We start from the raw sequence: 24,761 nt of genomic DNA on the forward strand, positions 1-24,761 counted from the left end.
ACAAGGGCCCGAAATGCGGGGCCCCGGGCCGATGGACCTGGAGGCCGCCGAGCGGGCGGTGGAGCTGATCACCGGCGGCTGGCGCGCCCAGGCCCTCTACTCGGCGGTGAAGTGGGGGATCCCGGACCACCTGGAGGCCGGGCAAGCCTCCAGCGCCGCACTGGCCGAAATGTGCGGGGCGGAGCCGGAGGGTGTCCGCCGACTGCTGCGCCTCCTCGTCGCGATGGGCGTGTTCGAGGGCGGCGAGCGGGACGGCTACCGCAACACCGCGCTGAGCCGGACGCTGCTCTCGGGACCCCACTCGCTGCGGGAGATGTGCCTGCTGTACGGCGAGGAGTTCTACACGGCCTGGGGGCACGCCTCCGAGACCTTCCGTACGCTCGGTTCGGGATTCGAGGCGGCCTACGGGCAGCCGCTGTACGCCTACCTCGGCCAGGACGAGGACGTCTCCCGGCGGTTCCAGCAGGCGATGCGGGCGGGCAGCCTCTTCTTCGAGCACGTACCGGAGATCTTCGACTTCTCCGGCGGGAAGCAGCTGGTCGATGTCGGCGGCGGCACCGGGCACCTGCTCGCCGCGCTCCTGGAGGCGGTGCCCGACGCCAAGGGGACCCTCCTGGACCGCGAGCATGTGATGCCTGCCGCGCGCGCCTATCTGGAGTCCCGGGGGATGGCCGACCGGGTCCGGCTGGAGGGCGGGGACATGTTCACCGCCGTTCCCCAGGGCGGCGACGTCTATCTGCTGTGCCGGGTGCTCGCGGGCTGGGACGACGAGGCCGTGGTCGGTGTCTTCGCCGCCTGCCGCCGGGCGATGGCGAGTTCCTCCTCCCGGCTGCTGATCCTGGAGCGGGTCGTCGAGGAGGAGGGCTCCGCGATGCTGCCCGCCCTGTGGGACCTGCACCTGCTGATGACCAACGGCGGGCGGCATCGCAGCGTCGCCCACTTCACCGCACTGCTCGAACGGGCGGGTCTGGAGGTGGAACGCGTGGCCGCGCTGCCCGTGGAGACCACCGCCCTGATCGCCGCGCCCAGCCCCTGAACGACCGCTCCCTGCCCCGTCCCCGCACGGCACCGCGCCCCTCCCGCAGCACCGGGAGGGGCGCGGTGCCGTCCGGGCGGCGGGGCGTTTCACTGCCCGGGGTGGGCCGTACCCTCAATCAGGAGTTAGCATTCAAAAGAAAGTCAGCTTTCATTACGGGTGAGGGAGTGGGGCCGTGCCTGCAGCGGGGCAACAGAAGTGGTGGGCGCTGGCGGCGCTGAGCCTGTCGATGCTGGCGGTCGGGCTCGACGGGACCATCCTGAGCGTGGCGCTGCCGGAACTCTCGCACGCGCTGCACGCCACCGAGACGGACCTCCAGTGGTTCTCCTCCTCGTATCTGCTCTTCCTCGCGGCGGCGATGCTTCCGGTGGGGCTGCTCGGTGACCGCTACGGGCGCAAGAAGGCGCTGATCGGCTCGCTGCTGCTGTTCGCCCTCGCCTCGATGGCCTGCGCCTGGGCGGATTCGCCGTGGCAGTTCATCGCGGCGCGCAGTGTGCTCGGGGTCGCGGGCGCGGGCATCATCGTGATGGCGCTCTCCGCCCTGACGGTGCTGTTCACCGAGGAGGAGCGGCCGAAGGCGGTGGGCATCTGGTCCGCGGCGAACTTCCTCGCGCTGCCCCTGGGCCCGCTGCTCGGCGGCTGGATGCTGACCCACTTCTGGTGGGGCTGGGTGTTCCTGCTGAACGCCCCGGTGGCGGTGCTCGGCGTCCTCGTGGTGTGGGCGCTGGTGCCCGACTCCCGCGCGGCCGAACGCCCCCGGCTCGACGCGATCGGCGCCCTGCTGTCCACGGCCGGTCTGGTCGGCGTGACCTACGGGCTCATCCGGGCGGGCGAGTTCGGCTGGGACGACGCGGGCGCGTGGGTGCTGATCGTGGCGGGACTCGCGGTCCTGGTCGTCTTCTTCGCCCACCAGCGGCGCCTGAGCGCCTCCGGCCGCCGTCCGATGCTGGACCCGGGCCTGTTCAAGTCCGCCTCCTTCACCTGGGGCGTGATCCTCATCGGCGTGGTGGCGCTGGCCAACATCGGGGTCATCTTCGCGATGCCGCAGTACTTCCAGGCGGTGCAGGGCACCGACGCGATGGGCTCCGGGGTGCGGCTGCTGCCGCTGATCGGCGGCCTGGTGGCGGGCGCGGTCCCGGCCGACCGGATCGCGCGGCTGCTCGGCGCCCGGCTGGCGGTGGCCACCGGGTTCGCCGCGATCGCCGCCGGTCTGCTGCTCGGCTCGCGCACCGGGCCGACGAGCGGGGAGGGCTTCCTGGCGAGCTGGATGGCCCTGTCCGGCTTCGGCATGGGCCTGGCGATGGCGACCGCGACCTCCGCGGTGCTCTCCCGGGTCCCCGAGGAGCGCAGCGGGGTGGCCGCCGGTGTGCTGCAGGCGGTCAACAAGGTGGGCGCGCCGCTGGGTTCGGCGGTCGTGGGCAGCGTTCTGCTCGCCGCGTACCAGTCGCATCTGAACCTCGGCGGCCTCTCGCCCGCGCAGGCGGACGAGACCCGCTCGGGCGTCTTCGGCGGCCTGCTCGTCGCCCGCGAGAACGGCTCGACCGGTCTGCGTGACTCGGTACGGGACTCCTTCACCCACGGCCTGGACCGCGGCCTGCTCGTCTCGGCCGGCTTCGCCCTGGTGGGCCTGGTCGCCGCGCTGCTCTTCCTGCCCGGCCGCACCTCCGGCCCCGCCGCGGGAGCGGAGCCCGGGGCCACCCCGGACACCGCGGCCGCCGGGACCGGTACGGGCGGTGCGGGCGGCCCGGGCAAGGGCCGCCAGGAGGAGCCGCACGGCCTGGCCACCGGCACCTGACGCACCCGTGCGGCGACCACGGCCGCGGGCCGCCCCCTGCGACGGGAAGGGGGCGGCCCGCGGTCGTAAGTGCCGTATGCCTGCCGGGAGTTCAGGAGCCGTCAGGCGGTGCGGCGAGCTGGTTGAAGTGGTCGTTGTCGAGGAAGGCGAGGATGTCGTCGAGGGACTGGGCGATGTCCTGTTCGGGCTCCTGGCCCCAGCGCAGCATCGCGTCCAGGAGGATCCCGAAGATGGTGCCGCTCAGGGCGCGGACCTGCGCGTCGTCGGGGGAGCGGCCGGTGCGCTCGGCGACGAGATGGGTGACCGTCTGCCGGGTGTGCGTGACGTTCGCCAGGTTGGCGGCCCACAGCTCCGGCACGGTGACCATGAGCACGCCGCGGTCGCGCTGGGCGCCGAGTTCCTCGGGGGAGAGCTCCTTCATCGTGTCGTGCACGGCCCGGCGCAGGGCCTGCATCAGCGGCAGGTCGGCCGGTTGGGCGCGCCAGGCGCGGGTGAAGAAGGCGTCCTGCTCGTCGGAGACGACGAGTTCCTCCTTGGTGGCGAAGTACCGGAAGACGGTGCTGGGGGAGACCTCCGCGGCGTCCGCGATCTGCCCCATGGTGGTGGCTTCGTAGCCCTGTTCGCGAAAGAGGCGCAGTGCGTGCTGCTGGATCGCCTCACGGGTCTTCGCCTTCTTGCGCTCACGCAGTCCGGCGGGCCTGTGGTCCGTTTTCGCGGGGCTCATTTCTGGATACTCCGGCTTCCTCGGTGAGGGGCGGGCTCCAGCGATTCGCGCCCTCACCCCTCATGGCCTTCTCAGTTGGCTGCCCCCAAGAGTACAGTGGCCATCAACTGAGAGTCGACTCGCAAAAGAGGGTGCACCGTCATGAAAGAGTTCCTGTACCGGGTGGGGCGGTCGTCGTTCAGACGACGCCGCCTCGTATCGCTGATCTGGCTGGGACTGCTCGTGGTCTTCGGCGCGGGCGCGGCGACCCTCTCGCAGCCGACGGTGGAGACCTTCTCCATCCCCAGTACGGAGTCCCAGCGCGCGATCGACCTGCTCGGCGAGCGGTTCCCGCAGGCCGCGGCGGACGGGGCGGTGGCCCGGGTGGTCGTCCAGGCGCCCGCGGGCGAGAAGGTGACCGACGGCGGCAACCGCGAGGCCGTCGAGGAGGTCGTCGCGCGGCTGCGCAAGGCCCCCGAGGTCGTCGACGTCGCCGACCCCTTCGAGGCGAAGGCCCTCACCGAGGACAAGCGGCTCGCGCTGATCCAGGCCGACTACGGCAAGCCCCGCGGTGATCTCACCGAGGAGGACCGGGAGGCCCTGTTCGCGACCGGGGAGCCGGGCGAGAAGGCCGGGCTCACCGTCGAGGTCGGCGGGGACGCGGCCAAGGGCGCGCCGGAGCAGGGCGCGGGCGAACTGGTCGGTGTGGTGATCGCCGCGATCGTCCTGGTGATCACCTTCGGCTCGATGGTGGCCGCCGGGCTGCCGCTGGTGACCGCCATCATGGGCGTCGCCGTCAGCCTGTGCGCCGTCCAGATCAGCGGGCGCTTCCTGGAGCTGAACTCCGACACCCCCGCACTGGCGCTGATGCTGGGCCTCGCGGTCTCCATCGACTACGCCCTGTTCATCGGATTCCGCTACCGCGAGGAACTCCTCGCCGCACAGGCGGACGGCACCGAGGAGGCGGACGGGCGTGCCGAGGCGGCCGGACGCGCGGTCTCCACGGCGGGATCGGCGGTGGTCTTCGCGGGCCTGACCGTGATCATCGCCCTGGTGGGCCTCTCGGTCGTGAACATCCCGATCCTCACCCAGATCGGTGTGGCCGCCGCCTTCACGGTCGCCGTGGCCGTCCTGATCGCGCTCACCCTGCTGCCCGCCCTGCTCGGCTTCGCCGGCAACCGGATCCTGGGCCGCGCCCGCAAGCGGGCCACCGCTCCGGCACCGGGCACGGACACTGCCGGGCCGACGGAGACTGGTACGACGGGGACCACCGGCACGACGGAGACCACCCCGGCGCCACAGACCCCCGCCGCCCCCGAAAGCGCCGCCACCGCGAAGCCGACCCTGGGCATGCGCTGGGTGCGCCTGGTGGTGCGCCGCCCGGTGCTCTTCCTCACCGCCGCGCTGGCCGCCCTGGTGGTGCTCGCGCTGCCCGCGGTCGACCTGCGCCTCGGCCTGCCCGACGACGGCGCGGAGCCCAAGGACAGTACGCAGTACAAGGCGTACGAGATGGTCTCCGACGGATTCGGCCCCGGCTTCAACGGCCCCCTGACCGTGGTGGTGGACACCGGCGACAAGCAGGGCGCGGCGCGGGTGGCGGACAAGGTGATCGCCCGGGTCTCCGACCTGGAGGGTGTCAGCGGGGTCTCCCCGGCGCTGGAGAGCAAGGGGAAGAACACCGCGGTGATGCAGGTGACGCCGGACTCGGCGCCCGCCAGCGCGGACACCGAGGACCTCGTCGGCAAGATCCGCGACGAGGCCGGGGCGGTGGCCGACGGGGCGGACGCCTCGGTCGCGGTGACCGGGACGACGGCGCTGAACATCGACATCTCCCAGCGCATTGCCGAGACCCTGCTGCCCTATCTCGCGGTCGTGGTCGGCCTCGCCTTCCTGCTCCTGATGCTGATGTTCCGTTCGGTGCTCGTGCCGCTGAAGGCGGCCCTCGGCTTCCTGCTCAGCCTGGCGGCGACCTTCGGCGTGATGGTCGCGGTGTTCCAGTGGGGCTGGGCCGCCGAGGCGATGGGCGTGCAGTCGCCGGGCCTGATCGTGAACCTGCTGCCGGTCATCATCATCGGCCTGGTCTTCGGCCTCGCCATGGACTACGAGGTCTTCCTCGTCAGCCGGATGCGGGAGGCCTACGTCCGCGGGGCCGCGCCCAAGGACGCCGTCACCGAGGGCTTCGCGCACAGCGCCCGCGTGGTGACCGCCGCCGTGCTCATCATGATCAGCGTCTTCGGCGGCTTCATGCTCTCCGAGTCGACGATGATGCAGGCCTTCGGCTTCTCGCTGGCCGCCGCCGTCTTCTTCGACGCCCTCGTGGTCCGCATGACCATCGTGCCCGCGCTGATGGCCGTCCTCGGCCGCCGGGCCTGGTGGCTGCCGGGCTGGCTGGACCGCACCATGCCGCATGTCGACTTGGAGGGCGGCGGGGACAACCCGCAAGTTCCCGCCCCCGCGGAACCCGGTGAGGACCGGGTCCGCATCTGAGTCGGCTCCCCCGAGCGGCATGATGACGACCGCCCCGGGCCCGCCCCCGCTTCACCGCGGAGGCCGGTACCGGGGCGGTCAGGCGTTCGGGCCGGGTGTCTCGCAGGAGCGCGTCGGCGGTACGCGACCTCCGCTCGGGCGGCGGGAGTTGGACCCGAGCGCCGGAGCGCACCGACCGCCCTGACGACAACGGCCGTTCCCGCTTCCGGCCCGGATCGGCGCACGCGTGCGGCCCGGAACCGTAAGAGGCCCCGGGCCGTACGGGCGGGAAACGTGCCGGAGCCGGGGAGTCCGCCGTCTGAAGCGGGCAGCGGACTCATGTGCCCGGCAGGCTCAAATCCTGTGCTGGCAAAGGGAGTTCAGGCCGAGCGGAAGAAGTCCCGGTCCGCGTGCAGCCAGTCGACCTTGTCCCACAGCTGGGTCGGGGAGAGCGCGGAGAGCGCGACATTGCGTTCCTTGGCGGCCACACCGTCGGGGTGGTAGACCTGCCGGCCCATCTCGCGGGCCACCAACTGCGCCCGGGCGGTACGGTCCCGGCGTACGGCGTTGTAGCGCAGCAGGCGCCCCGGCAGCGCGGCGGGCGGGCAGCCGTCGAGGAGTCCGCCGAGGACCACCGCGTCCTCCAGGGCCTGGCAGGCGCCCTGTGCCGCGTACTGGAGCATCGGGTGGGCCGCGTCGCCGAGCAGCGCGACCCGGCCCTGCACCCACACGTCGAGCGGATCGCGGTCGCAGAGCACCCAGCACCGCCAGTCGCGGCCCAGCTCCAGCAACCGCCGGGTGCCCTCGCACATCCCCGGATACGGGCGGCCGCGTACTTCCGCGAGCGTGGCGGGACGTCCCGAGACGGCCTCGCGGGCGCCGTCGTCGAGGGTCATCGCCATGTTCAACTGCCGCCCCCCGCTGATCGCGTAGTGCACGAAGTGCCATCGCGGGCCCGCCCACAGGGTCACCCCCGGGGAACGCACCTCCTGCGGCACCTCGTCCATCGGGATCACCGAGCGGTAGATGGTGTGCCCGGACACCCGCGGCTCGCCGTCCCCGACCAACTGGCCGCGGACCGCCGAGCGGATCCCGTCCGCGCCGATCAGCGCGTCGCCGGTGAGGCGGCGCCCGTCGGCGAGCCGCACGCTCACCGTGTCCTCGTGCCGGGTGTACTCCACCACCCCGCTGTCGGTGAGCAGTTCGGCGGCGGGCGTCCGCCGGCAGGCGTCGAGCAGTGGCCGGTACAGGTCGATACGGTGCACCACCGCGTAGGGATTGCCGAAGCGCTCCCGGTAGCCCTCGGTCAGCGGCATGGCGTTGATCAGCTCACCGGTGGTGCCGTCCTTCAGACGCAGCGCGTCGATGAACACCGCCCGCGCCCGCACCTGTTCCGCCACCCCCAGCCGGTCCAGGGCGTGGAAGGCGTTCGGCCCGAGCTGGATGCCCGCACCCAGCTCGGTGAACTCCTCCCCGCGCTCCAGCACGGTGACCCGGTGCCCCTTCGCGGTGAGGCCGAGCGCGGCCGCGAGCCCGCCGATGCCTCCGCCCGCGATCAGTATGTGCGCCATGACGATGCCCTTCTGCCCTTGTCAGTCCGCGGGCCCGGTCAGCTCGCGCCGAACTCTTCATCGAGGAAGTCGAAGATCTCCTCGTCGGAGGCGGTCTCCAGGTCGGCCGCCGCGTCCTGTCCGCCCTGCTCACCGGCGGCGGGGCGCCCGGACTCCTGCCAGTTCCACAGCAGGGTCTGCAGCCGCCCGGTGATCTCCTCGCGCAGGCTCTCGTCCGTGCGCAGGTCCTCGTCGGTGCCGCCCGCGTCGAGCGCGCGCTCCAGCTCCCGCAGCCCGTCGAGCACCGCCGTCCCGGGCGACCGCTCGGCCACGCCCAGGCGTTCCAGGAGGTGTGCGGTGAGTTCGGCCGGGGTCGGGTGGTCGTAGATCAGCGTCCCGGACAGATCGAGCCCGCTCGCCGCGGCCAGCCGGGACTTCAGTTCCACCCCGGTCAGCGAGTCGAAGCCCAGCTTCACGAACGACAGGTCCTGGTCCGGTTCGAGGTCCATCGGCGCCGCGTGCCCGAGCACCGCCGCCACCTCGGCGCCCAGCGCCTGCAGCAGCACCTGGTGGCGCTGCGCGGCGCCCGCCTCGGCGAGCTTCACCGCCCACGCCGACTGCTCCGGCGCGGCCGTCTGCCCCTGCGGCTGCTGCCCGGCACCGGTCAGCCGGTCCGGAAGGGCGGCAAGCAGCGGCCGCGGCCGGGCCGCGCTGTAGGCCTCGGCGAAGCGCCGCCAGTCCATGTCCGAGACCGTCACCGCGGTCTCGTCCTGGCTCACGGCCGCGTGCAGCGCCCCGATCGCGGCCTGCGCGGGCATGGTCCGCATCCCGCTGCGCCGCAGCCACTCCACGTACTCCGGGTCCTCGGCCATCCCGCCACCGGCCCAGGCGCCCCAGGCCACCGCGGTCGCCCGCTGCCCCGCCCCGCGCCGCGCACCGGCCAGCGCGTCCAGATAGGCGTTGGCCGCCGCGTAACCGCCCTGGCCCGCGCTGCCCCACACCCCCGCGCTGGAGGAGAAGAGGACGAAGGCCTCCAGCGGTATGTCCGCGAGGAGTTCGTGCAGGTGCCGCGCGCCCGCCGCCTTGGCCGACAGCACCCGCGCGCACTCGGCCAGCTCCATCCCGGCCACCGGCCCGGCCTCACCGACCACTCCGGCCGCGTGCATCACCGCGCGCAGCGGCTGCTCCGCCGGGATCTCGTCGAGGACCCGGGCAAGCGCCGCACGGTCCGCGGTGTCGCAGGCGACCAGGCTCACCGCCCCCGCGCCCAGCGCCAGCAGCTCTTCCCGCAGGGCGTCCGCGCCCTCGGCCGCCGGGCCCGAACGGCTCAGGAGCAGCAGACGCGGCGCCCCCGACCGGGCGAGCCAGCGCGCCACATGGCCGCCGAGTACGCCCGTACCGCCCGTGATCAGCGTCGTACCCGAGGGGGACCACAGCGGCGCGGCGGGCGTCGGCAGCGGCGCCGGAACCAGCCGCCGCACCCGCACCCCGCCCTCGCGCAGGGCGAGTTGGTCCTCGTCGCCGATACCGGCCAGCGCCGCGCACAGCTGCCCGCCGGTGTCCGTGTCCCAGACCTCGGGAAGGTCGATCAGACCGGCCCAGAGCTGCGGATCCTCCAGACCCGCCACCCGGCTCAGCCCCCACACCTGCGCCTGCTGCGGGCTCGACGGCACCTCGTCCGCGCGTGCGGCGACCGCGCCCTGCGTCAGCGACCAGAGCCGTACGCCCGTGCCCGCGAGGGCCCGCACCAGGAGCACGGTCGCGGCCACGCCGGACGGCAGTTCCGGATACCGCGGATGCGGTGCCGGGCTCAGCGCCAGGAGCGAGAGCACCCCGCCCAACTCCCCGTCCGCACGGGCCAGGGAGACCGTTTCCGCCAGTACGGCCGGGTCCTCGCCGCCGGTGTCCACCTCGACCACCCGCGTACGGGTGCCGTGCGCCTCCAGCGCGTCGAGCACCGCGGCCACCGGCGCCGACTGCGCCGGCTCGGCGGGGACCGCCACCAGCCAGGTCCCCGCGAGCGGCCCCGCCGACAGCGCGCCCGCCGTCTGCTCCTGCCACTCGACGCGGTACCGCCACTCCTCGAAGGCCTTGCTCGCCCGCTGCTGCTGACGCCAGACGGCCAGCGGCTCCACCACCGCGCCAAGGGAGGAGGCGGCCTCGGGCGAGGCGAGCCCCACCAGCGAAGCCAGCTGCGAGACGTCCTGGCGCTCCACCGCCTCCCAGAACTCCCGCTCGGCCGGGTCCGCCACCTCCGCCGCCTCCCGGTCCAGCCAGAAGCGGGTCCGGTCGAAGGCGTAGGTGGGCAGTGCGACCTGGGTGTCGGGGTTCGGGGTGGGGAGGAGGGTTGTCCAGTCGAGTGCGACGCCGTGGGTCCAGGCCTGGGTGAGGGTGGACAGGAGGGTGTCGGCCTCGGGCCGGTCGTGCCGGGTGAACGGGGCGATCAGGGAAGCGGGTTGGTCCTGGCTCTGGCAGTCGTGGGCCATGGCGGTGAGGACGCCGCGGGGTCCGATTTCCAGGAGGATGCGGATCTGGGCTTCGGTGAGTGCGGTGATGCCGTCGTGGAAGCGGACGGTGCCGCGGACCTGGCGTCCCCAGTAGGCGGGTGAGGTCAACTCCTCGGTGGTGGCGGGCTTTCCGGTGACGTTGGAGATGACGGGGATGGTGGGCGGGTGGTAGGTGAGGGTGCTGGCGGTCTTCTCGAATTCCGCGAGCATCGGGTCCATGTGGGCGGAGTGGAAGGCATGCGAGACGCGGAGCTGGCGGGTCTTGCGTCCTTGTTCCTGCCAGTACGCGGCTACTGCTTCGACGGCGTCCGTGTCGCCTGAGATGACGGTGGAGGTGGGGCCGTTGAGGGCGGCGATGCTGACCCGTTCGCCGCCGGTGATCTTTGCCAGGGAGGCTTCGGTTTCTTCCGCTCCGGCTTGGAGGGAGGTCATGGTGCCGCCCTGGGGGAGGTCTTGCATCAAACGCGCCCGTGTGGCGACGAGGGTGCAGGCGTCGGGGAGGGTGAGTACGCCTGCGATGTGGGCGGCGGAGAGTTCGCCGATGGAGTGGCCCATCAGGTAGTCGGGGGTGAGGCCTGTGGCTTCGACGGTGCGGTAGAGGGCGACTTCGAAGGCGAACAACGCGGTCTGGGTGTAGAGGGTTTGGTCGAGGAGTTCGGCTTCGGGGGTGCCTTCGGCGGCGAACATCACTTCGCGTAGGGAGCGGCCGAGGTTCGGGTCGAGGTGGGTGCAGATCTCGTCCAGCGCGGTACGGAAGACGGGCGAGGCTTCGTACAACTCCCGTCCCATGCCGGGGCGTTGGGCGCCCTGACCCGAGAAGAGGAAGCCGGTCTTGATGCCCTCGCCGGCCGCGGCCGTGAAGGTGCCGGGGAGAGGGGACTCCTGTGCGGCGAAGGTCCGCAGCCGGTCGAGGAGTTCGCCCTCGTCGGCGCCGAGGACCGCCAGGCGGTGCCGCAGTCCGAAACGCCGGGTGAGGGCATGGCCCAGATCGGCCGGGGTCGCCGTGCCCCGCTCCAGGATCCCGGCGGCGAAACCGGCCAACTGCTCGGCCTGGGTGCGCAGTCCGCCGGTGCTGCCGCCGCTGATCGGCCACGGAACGAGCTTGCCCTGGAGTACCGGGAGCGCGGGCGCCGCCGATTCCTGGTCCGCGCCCGACCCGCTTCCGCCGTCCTTCTCCGGTGCTTCCCGCTGCGGTTCTTCCCGGGGTGCTTCTTCGACGATGAGGTGGGCGTTGGTGCCGCTGACGCCGAAGGAGGAGATGCCCGCGCGGCGGATGTGTTCGCCGCGTGGCCAGGGGGCGGGTTCCGTGAGCAGTGCGACGGCGCCCGCCTCCCAGTCCACGAACGGGGAGGGTTCTTCGGCGTGGAGGGTGCGGGGCAGTTCCTCGTTCTGCAGGGCCATCAGCATCTTGATGACGCCGCCGACGCCCGCCGCGGCCACCGAGTGCCCGATATTGGACTTCAACGAGCCGAGCCGTACGGGCTGTTCGGCGGGGCGGTGCTGGCCGTAGGTGGCCAGGAGTGCCTGGGCCTCGATCGGGTCGCCGAGCTTGGTGCCCGTGCCGTGTGCCTCGACGGCGTCCACATCCGCCGCGCTCAGGCCCGCGTTGGCGAGGGCCGCGCGGATCACCCGTTGCTGGGAAGGCCCGTTGGGAGCGGTCAGGGCGCTGCTGGCGCCGTCCTGGTTGACCGCCGAACCCCGCAGCACGCCCAGGACGGGAAGCCCCTTGCGCCGCGCGGCCGACAGGCGCATCAGCGTCAGCACCCCGGCGCCCTCGGCCCAGGCGGTGCCGTCGGCGCCCGCGGCGAACGGCTTGCACGTGCCGTCCGGGGCCAGGCCGCGCTGCCGGGAGAACTCGATGAAGCCGCCGGGGCTGGCCAGCACCGTGATGCCACCGGCCAGCGCGAGTTCGCACTCGTCCTGGCGGAGCGCCTGCATCGCCAGGTGGATGGCGACCAGCGAGGAGGAGCAGGCGGTGTCGACCGTGACGGCCGGGCCCTCGAAGCCGAAGGAGTACGAGACCCGCCCGGAGAGCACCGCCGCCGTGTTCCCGGTGAAGGCGTAGCCCTCGATGCTCTGCGGGACATGGTCCATGTCCGGCAGATAGGCGGAGTTCTGCGAACCGATGTACAGACCGGTCCGACTGCCGTGCAGCTGGGGCGGGTTGAGGCCCGCGCGCTCCAGCGCCTCCCAGCAGAGTTCGAGCAGCAGCCGCTGCTGCGGGTCCATGGCCAGGGCCTCGCGCGGGGAGATCCCGAAGAACTCCGCGTCGAAACCGGCGACATCGTCCAGGAAACCGCCCCGGCGCACATAGGTCTTGCCCGAGCGGTCGGGGTCCGCGTCGTAGAGGTCGCCCGGCCAGCCGCGGTCGGTGGGGAACTCCCCGGTGGCGTCCACGCCCCCGGCGACCACCTGCCACAGACCCTCGGGCGAGTTCGCCCCGCCCGGGAAACGGCAGGCCATCCCGACCACGGCGACCGGCTCCCGGAAGGAGCGGGCCAGCTCGTGGGAGGCGTCCGCGAGCCGCTGGTTCTCGCGTTGCAGCCGGTCCCGTTCCTTCAGCGAGGCCCGCAGCGCCCGGACAATGTCGTCATTCGATGCAGCCATGGTCACTTTCCGCTTTCCGTCGGTTCAGGACTCGTCGCCGAGCGCGAACTGGACAAGATCGTCGAGAGCCATCGCATCGATGGACTCCTGCGCGTCCTCCTCCGGCGTCCCGCCCACCGGCTGCGGCGCGCCCTGCCCGTCCGCCAGCCGCATCAGCGCGGTCAGCAGCCCGGCCTCCCGCAGCTGCGCCAGCGGGATCGCGGCCAGCGCCCGGCGGACGAGCGCCTCGTCCTCGACCGCACCCGGGGACCCGGCGTCGGCGCCCTCCTGCGGTTGCGCGGGGGCGAGTTGGCCGAGCAGATAGCCGGTCAGGGCCGCGGGGGTGGGGTGGTCGAAGATCGAGGTGGCGGGCAGCCGGACGCCGGTGGCCCCGGTGAGCCGGTTGCGCAGCTCCACCGCCGTCAGCGAGTCGACGCCCTGGTCCAGGAAGCCGCGCTGGGAGTCGATACCCCCGGCCGAGTCCAGCGTGAGCACGGTCGCCATCTGCTCCCGTACCAGGTCCAGTACGTGCTGCCGCTGCTCGGGACCGCTCAACTGCGTAAGGCGCTCGGCGAGTTGGGCACCGCCGTCGGCCGCGGCGGCGGTCGGCCGCACCGTCGCGAGGCGCGACCACACCGGATGCGGCGGCACATGCGCGAAGTTGAGGACGGAGAGCAGGTGCACCGGCCGGTGGGACCGGCCGAAGGTGTCGAAGAGCGCCAGGCCCTGGGCGTTGCTCATCGGGCTGATGACACTGCGCGCCATCCGCGCCATGTCCTGCTCGCCCAAGTGCCGCGTGATACCCCCGGCTTCGGCCCACAGTCCCCAGGCGAGGCTCGTACCGGGCAGGCCCTGTGCGTGCCGGTGGGCGGCCAGGGCGTCCAGATAGGCGTTGGCCGCGCTGTAGTTGGCCTGTCCGGGGGAGCCGAGGAGACCGGCCACGGACGAGTACATGACGAAGGCGGCGAGGTTGTGGTGGCGGGTGAGGGTGTGGAGGTGGTGGGCGGTGTCGATTTTGTTGGCGAGGACGGGGTGGAGTTGTTGGGGGGTGAGGGTGGTGAGGGTGGCGTCGTCGAGGGTTTCTGCGGTGTGGATGACGGCGGTGAGGGGGTGGTGGGTGGGGATGTTGGTGAGGAGGTTGTGGAGTTGGTGGGGGGTTGGTGGTGTCGCAGGGCGGTGAGAGGTGATGGTGGTGGTGGCGCCTGCGTTGAGGAGTTGTTGGCGTAGTTGGGTGGCGTGGGGGTGGTGGGGTCCCGCGGCGGGCTGGTGAGGTGGAGGTGTTTGATGCCGTGGTTTGGATGAGGTGGGTGGCGAGGTGGCGGGCGAGGGTGCCGGTGCCGCCGGTGATGAGGGTGGTGCCGTGGGGGTTGAGGGGGGTGGGGAGAGGGTGAGGGTGTTTTTGCCGGTGTGGCGGCCTTGGCTCTCATGTGGCGGAGGGCGTGGCGGAGGTTGGCGAGGGGCCAGGTGTGGTTGGGGAGGTGGGTGAGGGTGTGGTGGGTGAGGAGGGTGGGTGGTGAGGTGGGTGAGTATGTGGCGGTGCGGGTGGGTCCGGCGTCTTTGAGGTCGAAGGCTTGGTAGGTGGTGTGGGGGTGGTTGCGGGTGGCGTGGCCGGGTTCTCGGATGTCGGTTTTGCCCATTTCGAGGTAGCGGCCGCCGGGGGCGAGGAGGTCGAGGCTGGCGTCGACGGGTTCGCCGGCGAGGGAGCCGAGGATGATGTCGAGTCCTCGGCCGTTTGTGTGGGTGAGGTATTGGTCGCGGAAGTCGAGGGTGCGGGAGTGGGCGATGTGGTCGTGGTCGATGCCCATGGCGGTGAGGGTGGGCCATTTGGTGGGGCTGGCGGTGGTGTAGACCTCGGCGCCGAAGTGGCGGGCGAGTTGGATGGCGGCCATGCCGACGCCGCCGGTCGCGGCGTGGATGAGGACTTTGTCACCGGGTTTGATCCCGGCCAGATCGTGCAGGGCGTAGTACGCCGTCAAGAACACCGTCGGAATCGCCGCGCCCTGCTCGAAGGACCAGTCCTCCGGCAGCGGCACGATCATGCGCTCATCGGCCACCGCGAGCGGCGCGAAGGCCGCCGGGAACGACCCGAACACCCGGTCGCCCACGGCGAATTGCTCCACTCCGGGGCCGGTCTCCACCACGATGCCCGCGCCCTCGGCGCCCAGCCCGTCCACCGACGGGGCGAGGCCCAGCGAAACCGCGACATCGTAGAAGTTGATCCCGGCCGAACGGACCTGGACACGGACCTCGCCCTGCTCCAGGGGCCGGGTCGCCCGCGGATTGGGCGCCTTGCCGACGTTCTCCAGCGAGCCGCCGCCGAGCGCGTCCAGGCGCCAGTCGGTACCCGCACCGAATCCGGCGACATCCGGGATCTGGCCACTGCCGGTGGACCGCACCGTCCGCGGCGCGAGCAGCACCCCGGCACGCTCCGCGAGCTGCGGCTCCCCGCTGGCAAAGGCCTGCGCCAGCAGCTCGCCCCAGGCACCGGCGGCTGGTTCCCGGTCCGCGTCGGCGTCCGCGTCGATGTCCAGGATCAGGAAGCGGTCCGGGTGCTCCGACTGGGCGGTACGCAGCATGCCCCAGGCCACCGAGGAGGCCAGGTCAGCGACATTGTTGGAGATCTCCCGCCCGGCGGCGACCGCGCCCCGGGTCAGCACCAGCAGCGGGCACGACTCCAGCCTGCTGTCGGCGAGCCAGGCCTGCAGCAGCCCGAGCAGCTCCTCCGCCACCTGGTGCGCGGCCTCGGGCGACTGACCGTCACCCGGTGAGGTCACCGCCACCACCGCACACCCGGGCAGCTCCGCGCCCTCGTCGAGCGCGGCGGTCAGGGCGGCCACATCCGCGTACGGGGTGCCGGGCAGACCGGTGGGCAGGCCCGCACCCAGCAGCGCCGGTTCCGGCAGCGCGGGGACCTCCCGAGCCACGGCGGCGGGCCACCACTCCAGGGTGAACAGGCCGTCCACGCCCGGCCCTTGGGCCTCCGACTGGGCCGGATCCATCTCCCGCATCCGCAGGGTCTCGATCATCAGGACCGGCTTGCCCGCCGGGTCCGCGGCCGTCAGCGCGACCGTGTCGTCACCCGTGGTGCGGATCCGCACCCGCAGACTCGTCGCCCCCGAGGCCAGCAGCGACACACCGTTCCACGAGAACGGCAGCCACACGCCCTCCTCACCGAAGCCCTCGCGGAAGCCGAGCGCGTGCTGCGCCGCGTCCAGGAGCGCCGGGTGCAGCCCGAACCGGTCCGCCTGCTCGGCCGCCTCGGCGGGCAGCGCCACCTCCGCGAACAGCACCTGCGGATCCGCGGCATCCCGCCAGACGGCCTTCAGCCCCTGGAAGACCGGGCCGTACCCATAGCCGCGCTCGGCCAGCTCCCCGTAGAACTCCCGCACCGGCTGCGCCACCGCCCCGGCGGGCGGCCAGGCCTCGAAGGCACCGAACCCCGCCGTGCCGGTCCGCGCCTCACCGACCGTCGCCTCCGCGTGCCGCGTCCAGCTGCCGCCGAAGCCGCTGTGCAGACGCGAGTAGACGGTGACGGTACGCCGTCCTTCCGCGTCGGCGGCGTCGACCACGACCTGGAGTTCCACGGCGCCCTCGGCGGGCAGCGACAGCGGGGTCTGGATCAGCAGTTCCTCGATGTGCCCGCAGCCGACGTGGTCACCGGCGTGGATCACCAGGTCCACGAAGGCGGTCCCGGGCAGCAGCGCGGTTCCCGCGACGGCGTGGTCGGCGAGCCAGGGGTGGGTCGCCAGCGACAACCGCCCCGACAGGACCACGGACTGCCCGTCGGCGACCTCGACCGCCGCGGCCACCAGACCGTGCGGGACCGAGGCAAGCCCCACCTCGGCCAGATCCCCGCTGCCGGTGGTGCCCTGCTCCAGCCAGAAGCGGGTCCGGTCGAAGGCGTAGGTGGGCAGTTCCACCTGGGTGTCGGGGTTCGGAGCGGGGAGGAGGGTCGTCCAGTCGAGTGCGACGCCGTGCGTCCAGGCCTGGGTGAGGGTGGACAGGAGGGTGTCGGTCTCGGGCCGGTCGTGCCGGGTGAACGGGGCGATGAGTACGGACGGTTGAGCCTGCTCCTGCTCCTCGTCCTGGGGGGTTTCGCTCTCCTGGCAGTCGTGGGCCATGGCGGTGAGGACGCCGCGGGGTCCGACCTCCAGGAGGATGCGGATCTGAGCCTGGGTGAGCGCTTCCACTCCGTCGTGGAAGCGGACGGTGCCGCGGACTTGGCGTGCCCAGTAGGCGGGTGAGGTCAACTCCTCGGTGGTGGCGGGCTTTCCGGTGACGTTGGAGATGACGGGGATGGTGGGCGGGTGGTAGGTGAGGGTGCTGGCGGTCTTCTCGAATTCCGCGAGCATCGGGTCCATGTGGGCGGAGTGGAAGGCATGCGAGACGCGGAGCTGGCGGGTCTTGCGTCCCTGTTCCTGCCAGTACGCGGACACCGCCTCGACAGCGTCCGCGTCACCTGAAATGACGGTGGAGGTGGGCCCGTTGAGGGCGGCGATGCTGACCCGCTCGCCGCCGGTGACCTTCGCCAGGGAGGCTTCGACTTCCTCTGCTCCGGCTTGGAGGGAGGTCATGGTGCCGCCCTGGGGGAGGTCTTGCATCAAACGCGCCCGTGTGGCGACGAGGGTGCAGGCGTCGGGGAGGGTGAGTACGCCTGCGATGTGGGCGGCGGAGAGTTCGCCGATGGAGTGGCCCATCAGGTAGTCGGGGGTGAGGCCTGTGGCTTCGACGGTGCGGTAGAGGGCGACTTCGAAGGCGAACAACGCGGTCTGGGTGTAGAGGGTTTGGTCGAGGAGTTCGGCTTCGGGGGTGCCTTCGGCGGCGAACATCACTTCGCGTAGGGAGCGGCCGAGGTTCGGGTCGAGGTGGGTGCAGATCTCGTCGAGGGCGGTACGGAAGACTGGCGAGGCTTTGTACAATTCGCGTCCCATGCCGGGGCGTTGGGCGCCCTGACCCGAGAAGAGGAAACCGGTCTTGGCGTCCCCGTCGGCGGTGCCGGTCACGGTGTGGGCCGAGGTGCCGCCGGTGGTGGCGAAGTCGTCCAGGGCTTCGGCCAGTTGGGCGCGGCTGGTGCCGAGTACGGCGAGCCGGTGGCGCAGTTGGGCACGTCCCGTGAGCGCATGGGCGACCTCGGCCACGCCCGCCGGGGCGTCGGTGCCGTTGACGAACGCCGCCAACTGCCCTGCCTGGGTGCGGAGTCCACCGCCGCTGCCGCCGCTGATCGGCCACGCCAGGAGGTCGCCTTCCAGCACCGGCAGCGCGGGCTTCCCGGCCTCCGGGTCAGTGTCGGTCCCGCCGTGGTGGTCGCCTTGCGATTCGTCCTCGGGCGCTTCTTCGACGATGAGGTGGGCATTGGTGCCGCTGACGCCGAAGGAGGAGATGCCCGCGCGGCGGATGTGTTCGCCGCGCGGCCAGGGGGACGCCTCGGTCAGCAGCGCGACCGCGCCCGCCTCCCAGTCCACGAAGGGGGAGGGCTCCTCTGCGTGGAGGGTGCGGGGGAGTTCCTCGTTCTGCAAGGCCATCAGCATCTTGATGACGCCGCCGACGCCCGCTGCGGCCACCGAGTGCCCGATGTTCGACTTGAACGAGCCCAGTCGTACGGGCTGTTCGGCAGGTCGGCCCTGGCCGTAGGTGGCCAGGAGTGCCTGGGCCTCGATCGGGTCGCCGAGCTTGGTGCCCGTGCCGTGTGCTTCAACGGCGTCCACATCCGCCGCGCGCAGGCCCGCGTTGGCGAGGGCCGCGCGGATCACCCGCTGCTGGGAAGGCCCGTTGGGAGCGGTGAGGCCGCTGCTGGCACCGTCCTGGTTGGTCGCCGAGCCGCGCAGCACACCCAGGACACGGTGGCCCAGACGACGTGCGTCGGAGAGCCGCTCCAGGGTCAGCATGCCCGCGCCCTCGGCCCAGGCGGTGCCGTCGGCGTCCGCGGAGAAGGCCTTGCAGCGTCCGTCGGGGGAGAGGCCGCGCTGCCGGGAGAACTCGATGAAGCCGCCGGGGCTGGCCAGCACCGTGATCCCACCGGCCAGCGCGAGACCGCACTCGCCCTGCCGCAGCGCCTGCATCGCCAGGTGGAGGGCGACCAGGGAGGAGGAGCAGGCGGTGTCGACGGTGATCGCCGGGCCCTCGAAACCGAAGGAGTACGACACCCGGCCGGACACCACACTGGAGGTGTTGCCGGTGAAGGCGTAGCCCTCGATGCTCTCCGGCACCTTGTTCATATCGCAGACGTACGAGGAGGAGCCCGCGCCGACGAAGACCCCGGTCGCACTGCCGCGCAGCGCCAGCGGGTCGAGCCCGGCGCGCTCCATCGCCTCCCAGGAGGTCTCCAGGAGGATCCGCTGCTGCGGGTCCATCGCCAGCGCCTCGCGCGGGGAGATCCCGAAGAACTCCGCGTCGAAACCGGCGACATCGTCCAGGAAACCGCCCCGGCGCACATACGACTTGCCCAGCTGCTCCGGGTCGGCGTCGTAGAGGTCGCCCGGCCAGCCGCGGTCGGTGGGGAACTCCCCGGTGGCGTCCACGCCCTCGGCGACCAGCCGCCACAGGTCCTCGGGGGTGCGCACCCCACCCGGATAGCGGCAGGCCATGCCGACCACCGCGATGGGCTCGTCGATCCGGATGCGGGCCGGCTCGTTCACCTGGGCCTCGGCCTGCGCGCCGAGGGTCTCCTCGGTGATGTGCAGGGCCAGCGCCGCCGGTGTCGGATAGTCGAACACCAGCGTCGCGGGCAGTTGCAGACCGGTCGCCGCGCTGAGCCGGTTGCGCAGCTCCACCGCGGTCAGCGAGTCGATGCCCGAGTCGAGGAAGCCCTGCTTCTCGTCGACCCGCGCGGCACCGTCGTGTCCGAGGACGGCGGCGACATGGCCGCGTACCAGCTCGCGCACGACCCGGTGCCGCTCCTGCTTCGGCAGCCCGATCAGCTGCCGGGCCAGCGAGAGGCCCGCCCCGCCTCCGGCGGCCGCCGAGCGCCGCAGCGGCGTACGGATGACCCCGGACCACAGCGGGGAGAGCACCCCGGCCATCGCCCGCTCCCGCAGCACCGAGACATCGGCCCGGGTCACCGTCACCTCGGCCGCAGCCGTGGCCAGCGCGGTGTCGAAGAGCGCGAGCCCCTCGGCGGCGGACAGCGGTACGGCACCCTCACGCGAGAGCCGCAGCCGGTCCACCGAGGCCGCGCCCGCCTCCCCGGCGCCGAGGTCCCAGGCACCCCAGGCCACCGAGAGCGCGGGAAGCCCCTGCGCCCTGCGGTGCCGGGCGAAGGCGTCGAGGAAGCTGCCCGCCGAGGCCAGCCCCGCGTACCCGCCGCCGCCGAGGACACCGGTCGCCGAGGAGAAGACCACGAACGCCGACAGGTCCAGCCCCCGGGTGGCCCGGTCCAGGTGCAGGGCGCCCCGCACCCGGGCGTCCATCACCTCGGCCAGCTGACCGGGCGTCAGCGCGTCGAGGAGTGCGCTGTGCGAGACACCGGCCGCGTGCACGACCGTCGTCAGCGGCTGCGCCGCCGGGATCTGCCCCAGTACGGCGTTCACCGCGGCCTCGTCGGTCACATCGCAGGACACGATCCGCGCCTGCGCTCCCAGACCGGACAGCTCCTCAAGGAGTTCCGCCGCACCCGGGGCCTCAAGTCCGCGCCGGCTCGCGAGCACCAGGTGCCGTACCTGATGCTCCGTCACCAGGTGGCGGGCGAACAGCCGTCCCAGCACACCCGTGCCGCCGGTCAGCAGCACCGTGCCCTCGGGGCCGAACTCCGCCTGCGCACCGGCCTCTTGTGCTTCCGCGCTCGCCACCGCAAGGCGTGGGGTGAGGAGTTGGCCGTGTCGGTGGGCGAGTTGGGGTTCGGTGGTGGTGAGGGCGTGGGTGAGGAGGGTGGTGAGTTGGGTGGGGGTGGGGGGTTGGTGGGGGTCGGTGTCGAGGAGGAGGAAGCGGTCGGGGTGTTCGGTCTGTGTGCGGTGCGGGCCATGCCCCAGACGGTGGCGGCGGCGAGGTCGGTGGGTGCGGTGTGGTCGGTGGTGACGGCGCGGTGGTGTGGAGGATGAGGGGGGGTGTTTTCGAGGCGTTCGTCGGTGAGCCAGGTCTGGAGGTGGGTGAGGAGTTGTTCGGCGTGGTGGTGTGCGGCGTGTGGGCGGTGTCGGCGCCGGCCTCCCCGTCCCCGTCTTCCTTTTCTTCCTTGTGGGTGGTGAGGGTGAGGAGGGTGTGGGTGGGGGGTGGGGGTGTGGTCGAGGGTGTGTTGGAGGTCGGTGAGGGTGGGTGGTGGTGGGTGTGTGGGGGAGGTGGGGTGTGGTGGTGCCGAGGGTTGTGAGGCGGATGGGGGTTGTGGGGGCTGGGGTGGTTGTGGTGGTGGGGGTCCAGTGGAGGGTGTAGAGGCCGTCGGGGGTGGGGGTGGGTGGTGAGGTGGGTGGTGTCGAGGGGCGGGTGTGGAGGGTGGTGATGTGGGTGACGGGTGTGCCGGTGGGGTCGGTGGCGGTGAGGGTGAGGGTGTGGTCTTCGGTGATGCGGAGTTGGACGTGCAGGGTGGTGGCGCCGGTGGCGTGCAGGGAGACACCACTCCACGAGAACGGCAACCACACCTCCCGGCCGCCGAACTCCTCGGTGGCGCGCAGCGCGTGCAGCGCCGCCTCAAGAAGCACGGGGTGCAGGCCGTAGCGGCCCGCCTGTTCGGCGAGGTCCTCGGGCAGCGAGACCTCGGCGAAGACCGCACCGCTGTCGGCATCGCGCCAGACAGCGTCCAGTGCCTGGAACGCGGGTCCGTAGGAGTAGCCGTGGTCGGCGAGGGCCTGGTAGACGTCCTCGACCGGCTCGGCCACCGCCCCGGCCGGTGGCCAGGCAGCGGGCCCGGCACCAGCGGGCACCACGCGCTCGCTGAGGGTGGCTTGGGCGTGGCGGGTCCAGATGCCGCCCAGGCCGGTATGCGGCCGGGAGTAGACCGTGACCGCACGCCGCCCGTCCTCATCGGGGGCGTCGACCACGGCCTGGAGCTCGACCGCACCCTCGGCAGGCAGCACCAGCGGGCTCTGCAGGACGAGTTCCTCGATGTGCCCGCACCCCACCTGGTCACCTGCGCGGATCACCAGGTCCACGAACCCTGTCCCCGGCAGGAGTACCGTCCCCGACACCGCATGATCAGCAAGCCACGGATGCGTCGACAGCGAGACCCGCCCGGACAGGACCACGGACTGCCCATCGGCAACCTCAACCGCCGCAGCGACCAGACCATGTGCGACCGATGTCAGGCCGACTCCGGCCAGGTCGCCTCCGCTGGTGGTGCCGCGCTCCAGCCAGAACCGACTCCGGTCGAAGGCATACGTCGGCAACTCCACCCCCGCCCCCGACGACGAACCCGGCAGCACGGCGTGCCAGTTGACCTCCACACCGTGGGTCCAGGCCTGTGCGAGAGCGGACAGGAAGGTGTCCGCCTCGGGCCGGTCGTGACGGGCGAACGGGGCGATCAAAGACGCAGGCTGATCCCGGTCCTGGTCTTGGCAGTCATGCGCCATCGCCGTCAAAACACCCCGCGGCCCGACCTCCAGGAGGATGCGGATCTGCGCCTGGGCGAGCGCGTTCACGCCGTCGTGGAAGCGGACCGTCCCGCGAACCTGACGCGCCCAATACGCAGGCGAGGTCAACTCCTCGACGGTGGCCAGCTTTCCGGTCACGTTGGAGATGACCGCGATGGTCGGCGGGTGGAAGGTGAGAGTGGAGGCGGTCTTCTCGAACTCCGCCAGCATCGGATCCATGTGCGCGGAGTGGAACGCATGCGAGACCCGCAGCCGACGCGTCTTGCGCCCCTGCTCCTGCCAGTAGACGGCCACCGCCTCCACGGCGTCCGCGTCCCCTGAAACGACAGTGGAGGCGGGCCCGTTGAGAGCGGCTATGCTCACCCGCTCCCCACCGGTCACCTTCGCCAGCGAAGCTTCGACTTCCTTCGCCCCGGCCTGCAGGGAGGTCATGACACCGCCCTGGGCAAGCTCCTGCATGAGACGGGCCCGCGCTCCGACGAGCGTGCACGCGTCCGCGAGCGACAGCACCCCGGCCACATGCGCGGCAGCCAGCTCCCCGATCGAGTGCCCCATCAGGCAGTCCGGACTCACCCCAGCGGCCTCCACCATGCGGTAGAGAGCGACCTCGAAGGCGAACAACGCCGTCTGGGTGTAGAGGGTCTGGTCGAGGAGTTCGGCCTCAGGGGTGCCTTCGGCGGCGAACATCACCTCGCGCAGCGAGCGCCCGATCTCCGTATCGAGGTGGGTGCAGATCTCGTCCAGCGCGGCACGGAAGACCGGCGAGGCCTCGTACAACTCCCGTCCCATGCCGGGGCGTTGAGCACCCTGACCCGAGAACAGGAAAGCCGTCTTGGCCTCACCATCGGCGGTACCGGTGAGGGCGTGAGGCGTCGTGGTGCCCGTCTTGGCGAACTCGCTGAGGGTGTCCGTGAGTTCGGCGCGGCCGGTACCGAGTACGGCGAGCCGGTGCCGCAGTTGGGCACGTTCCGTCAATGCCTGGGCGATGTCACCGGGGGAGTGCTGCTCGGCGTCAGCGGCGTACTCGGCCAACTGCCGGGCCTGGCTGCGGAGTCCACCCCCGCTGCCGCCGCTGACCAGCCACGGCACAAGCCCGCCCTCCAGCACCGGAAGAGCGGACTTCCCGGCCTCCTCACCCGCGCCTGTACCAGCAGCCTGCGAGCCGGAAGTCTTCGTGTCCGAGGCTCCCTGCTGGGCCGGTTCCTCATGAGGCGCTTCCTCGACGATGAGGTGGGCGTTGGTGCCACTCACGCCGAACGAGGAGATTCCCGCCCGACGCGGCTGCTCACCCCGCGGCCACGGGGACGGCTCGGTCAGCAGCGCGACCGCACCCGCCTCCCAGTCCACGAACGGCGACGGCTCGGCAATATGCAACGAACGCGGCAACTCCTGGCGCTCCAGAGCCATCAGCATCTTGATGACCCCGCCGACACCCGAAGCCGCCTGCGCATGCCCGATGTTCGACTTCAACGACCCCAACCGCACGGGCCGTTCGGCAGGACGGTTCTGCCCGTACGTCGCAAGCAGCGCCTGCGCCTCGATCGGATCCCCGAGCCTGGTCCCCGTACCGTGCGCCTCCACCGCATCCACATCGGCCACACCCAGACCCGCATTCGCCAACGCAGCACGAATCACCCGCTGCTGCGAAGGACCGTTGGGCGCGGTCAGGCCGCTGCTCGCACCGTCCTGATTCGTCGCCGAACCCCGCAGCACACCCACCACACGGTGACCCAGACGACGCGCGTCCGACAGCCGCTCCAGGGCCAGCAGGCCGACGCCCTCGGCCCAGGCGGTGCCGTCCGCGTCGGCGGAGAAGGGCTTGCAGCGTCCGTCGGGGGCGAGGCCGCGCTGGCGGGAGAACTCGATGAAGGGGGTGGCGCTGGCCAGCACCGCGATGCCGCCGGCGAGGGCGAGGGTGCACTCGCGCTGGCGCAGGGACTGCATGGCCAGGTGGAGGGCGACCAGGCTGGAGGAGCAGGCGGTGTCGACGGAGACCGCGGGGCCCTCGAAACCGAAGGAGTACGACAGGCGGCCGGACAGGACGCTGGCGAGGTTGCCGGTGAGGGTGTAGCCCTCGACGGTCTCGGGGACGTTGTCGAGATCGGCGACGTAGGCGGAGGTGGAGGCGCCGATGAAGACGCCGGTGGGGGTGCCGCGCAGCGCCGAGGCGTCCAGGCGGGCGCGTTCCAGGACCTCCCAGGCGGTCTCCAGGAGAATCCGCTGCTGCGGGTCCATCGCCAGCGCCTCACGCGGGGAGATCCCGAAGAACTCCGCGTCGAAGTCCGCCACTTCGTCCAGGAAGCCACCGCGGCGGGCATAGGACTTGCCGGAGCGCTCCGGGTCGGGGTCGTAGAGGTCCTCGGGCCAGCCGCGGTCGGTGGGGAAGTCGACCGTGGCGTCGGTGCCTTCGGTGACCAGCCGCCACAGGTCCTCGGGGGAGCGGACGTCGCCGGGGTAGCGGCAGGCCATGCCGACCACGGCGATCGGCTCCAGCATGCCGGCCTCGACCTCGTTCAGGCGACGGCGCGTCTTGTGCAGGTCCGCGGTGACGCGTCGGAGGTATTCAACGGCTTTCTGCTCGTCCGCCATCGAGATCAGTCCAGCCT

Annotated in this window: 6 protein-coding genes and 3 pseudogenes; 3 read left to right on the forward strand and 6 right to left on the reverse strand. The window is 72.1% G+C overall.

Annotated elements, in window-relative coordinates:
- The first annotated feature begins 13 nt into the window (after nucleotides 1-13).
- On the forward strand, nucleotides 14-1,036 hold the full coding sequence (locus MID12_RS31860; protein WP_263172682.1) for an acetylserotonin O-methyltransferase: 1,023 nt from the start codon (nucleotides 14-16) through the stop codon (nucleotides 1,034-1,036).
- 175 nt (nucleotides 1,037-1,211) lie between these two features.
- Complete coding sequence (locus MID12_RS31865; protein WP_263172684.1) at nucleotides 1,212-2,831, forward strand: MFS transporter; 1,620 nt, start codon at nucleotides 1,212-1,214, stop codon at nucleotides 2,829-2,831.
- 91 nt (nucleotides 2,832-2,922) lie between these two features.
- On the opposite strand, the gene MID12_RS31870 is transcribed toward MID12_RS31865, so the two are convergent.
- A complete protein-coding gene (locus MID12_RS31870; RefSeq protein ID WP_040255759.1) occupies nucleotides 2,923-3,555 on the reverse strand; it encodes a TetR/AcrR family transcriptional regulator in 633 nt (210 codons plus the stop codon).
- Between the two features lie 141 nt (nucleotides 3,556-3,696).
- Here MID12_RS31870 and MID12_RS31875 point away from each other — a divergent pair, with 141 nt between their 5' ends.
- On the forward strand, nucleotides 3,697-6,021 hold the full coding sequence (locus MID12_RS31875) for an MMPL family transporter (RefSeq protein WP_263172686.1): 2,325 nt from the start codon (nucleotides 3,697-3,699) through the stop codon (nucleotides 6,019-6,021).
- Between the two features lie 359 nt (nucleotides 6,022-6,380).
- Here the strand turns inward: MID12_RS31875 and MID12_RS31880 are convergent, their stop codons facing one another.
- From MID12_RS31880 to MID12_RS31895, 5 genes and pseudogenes are all read right to left on the reverse strand, one after another.
- Nucleotides 6,381-7,571 carry a 3-hydroxybenzoate 6-monooxygenase gene (locus MID12_RS31880; RefSeq protein WP_263172688.1) on the reverse strand — a complete coding sequence of 397 codons (1,191 nt, stop codon included), beginning with the start codon at nucleotides 7,569-7,571 and terminating at the stop codon, nucleotides 6,381-6,383.
- Between the two features lie 38 nt (nucleotides 7,572-7,609).
- A pseudogene (locus MID12_RS31885) lies at nucleotides 7,610-12,541 on the reverse strand (type I polyketide synthase); the annotation flags it as partial.
- Nucleotides 12,542-12,688: 147 nt separating this feature from the next.
- Nucleotides 12,689-13,432, reverse strand: coding sequence for a phosphopantetheine-binding protein (locus tag MID12_RS31890; protein ID WP_263172692.1), 744 nt, complete (start codon nucleotides 13,430-13,432; stop codon nucleotides 12,689-12,691).
- Nucleotides 13,433-13,513: 81 nt separating this feature from the next.
- A pseudogene (locus MID12_RS32535) lies at nucleotides 13,514-14,173 on the reverse strand (KR domain-containing protein); the annotation flags it as partial.
- Nucleotides 14,065-24,744: pseudogene (locus tag MID12_RS31895) on the reverse strand (SDR family NAD(P)-dependent oxidoreductase); the annotation flags it as partial. The pseudogenes MID12_RS32535 and MID12_RS31895, both read right to left, overlap by 109 nt.
- Between the last annotated feature and the right edge of the window lie 17 nt (nucleotides 24,745-24,761).

The sequence above is a fragment of the Streptomyces sp. SCSIO ZS0520 genome (assembly GCF_025643355.1).
In the GTDB taxonomy this organism is placed as follows: Bacteria; Actinomycetota; Actinomycetes; order Streptomycetales; family Streptomycetaceae; genus Streptomyces; species Streptomyces physcomitrii.

What these genes read in the sequence shown, in the direction of transcription:
- MID12_RS31860 (WP_263172682.1), top strand. Translation starts at nt 14, where the DNA reads ATGCGGGGCCCCGGGCCGATGGACCTGGAGGCCGCCGAGCGGGCGGTG.
- MID12_RS31880 (WP_263172688.1), bottom strand. Translation starts at nt 7,571, where the DNA reads ATGGCGCACATACTGATCGCGGGCGGAGGCATCGGCGGGCTCGCGGCC.
- MID12_RS31875 (WP_263172686.1), top strand. Translation starts at nt 3,697, where the DNA reads ATGAAAGAGTTCCTGTACCGGGTGGGGCGGTCGTCGTTCAGACGACGC.
- MID12_RS31870 (WP_040255759.1), bottom strand. Translation starts at nt 3,555, where the DNA reads ATGAGCCCCGCGAAAACGGACCACAGGCCCGCCGGACTGCGTGAGCGC.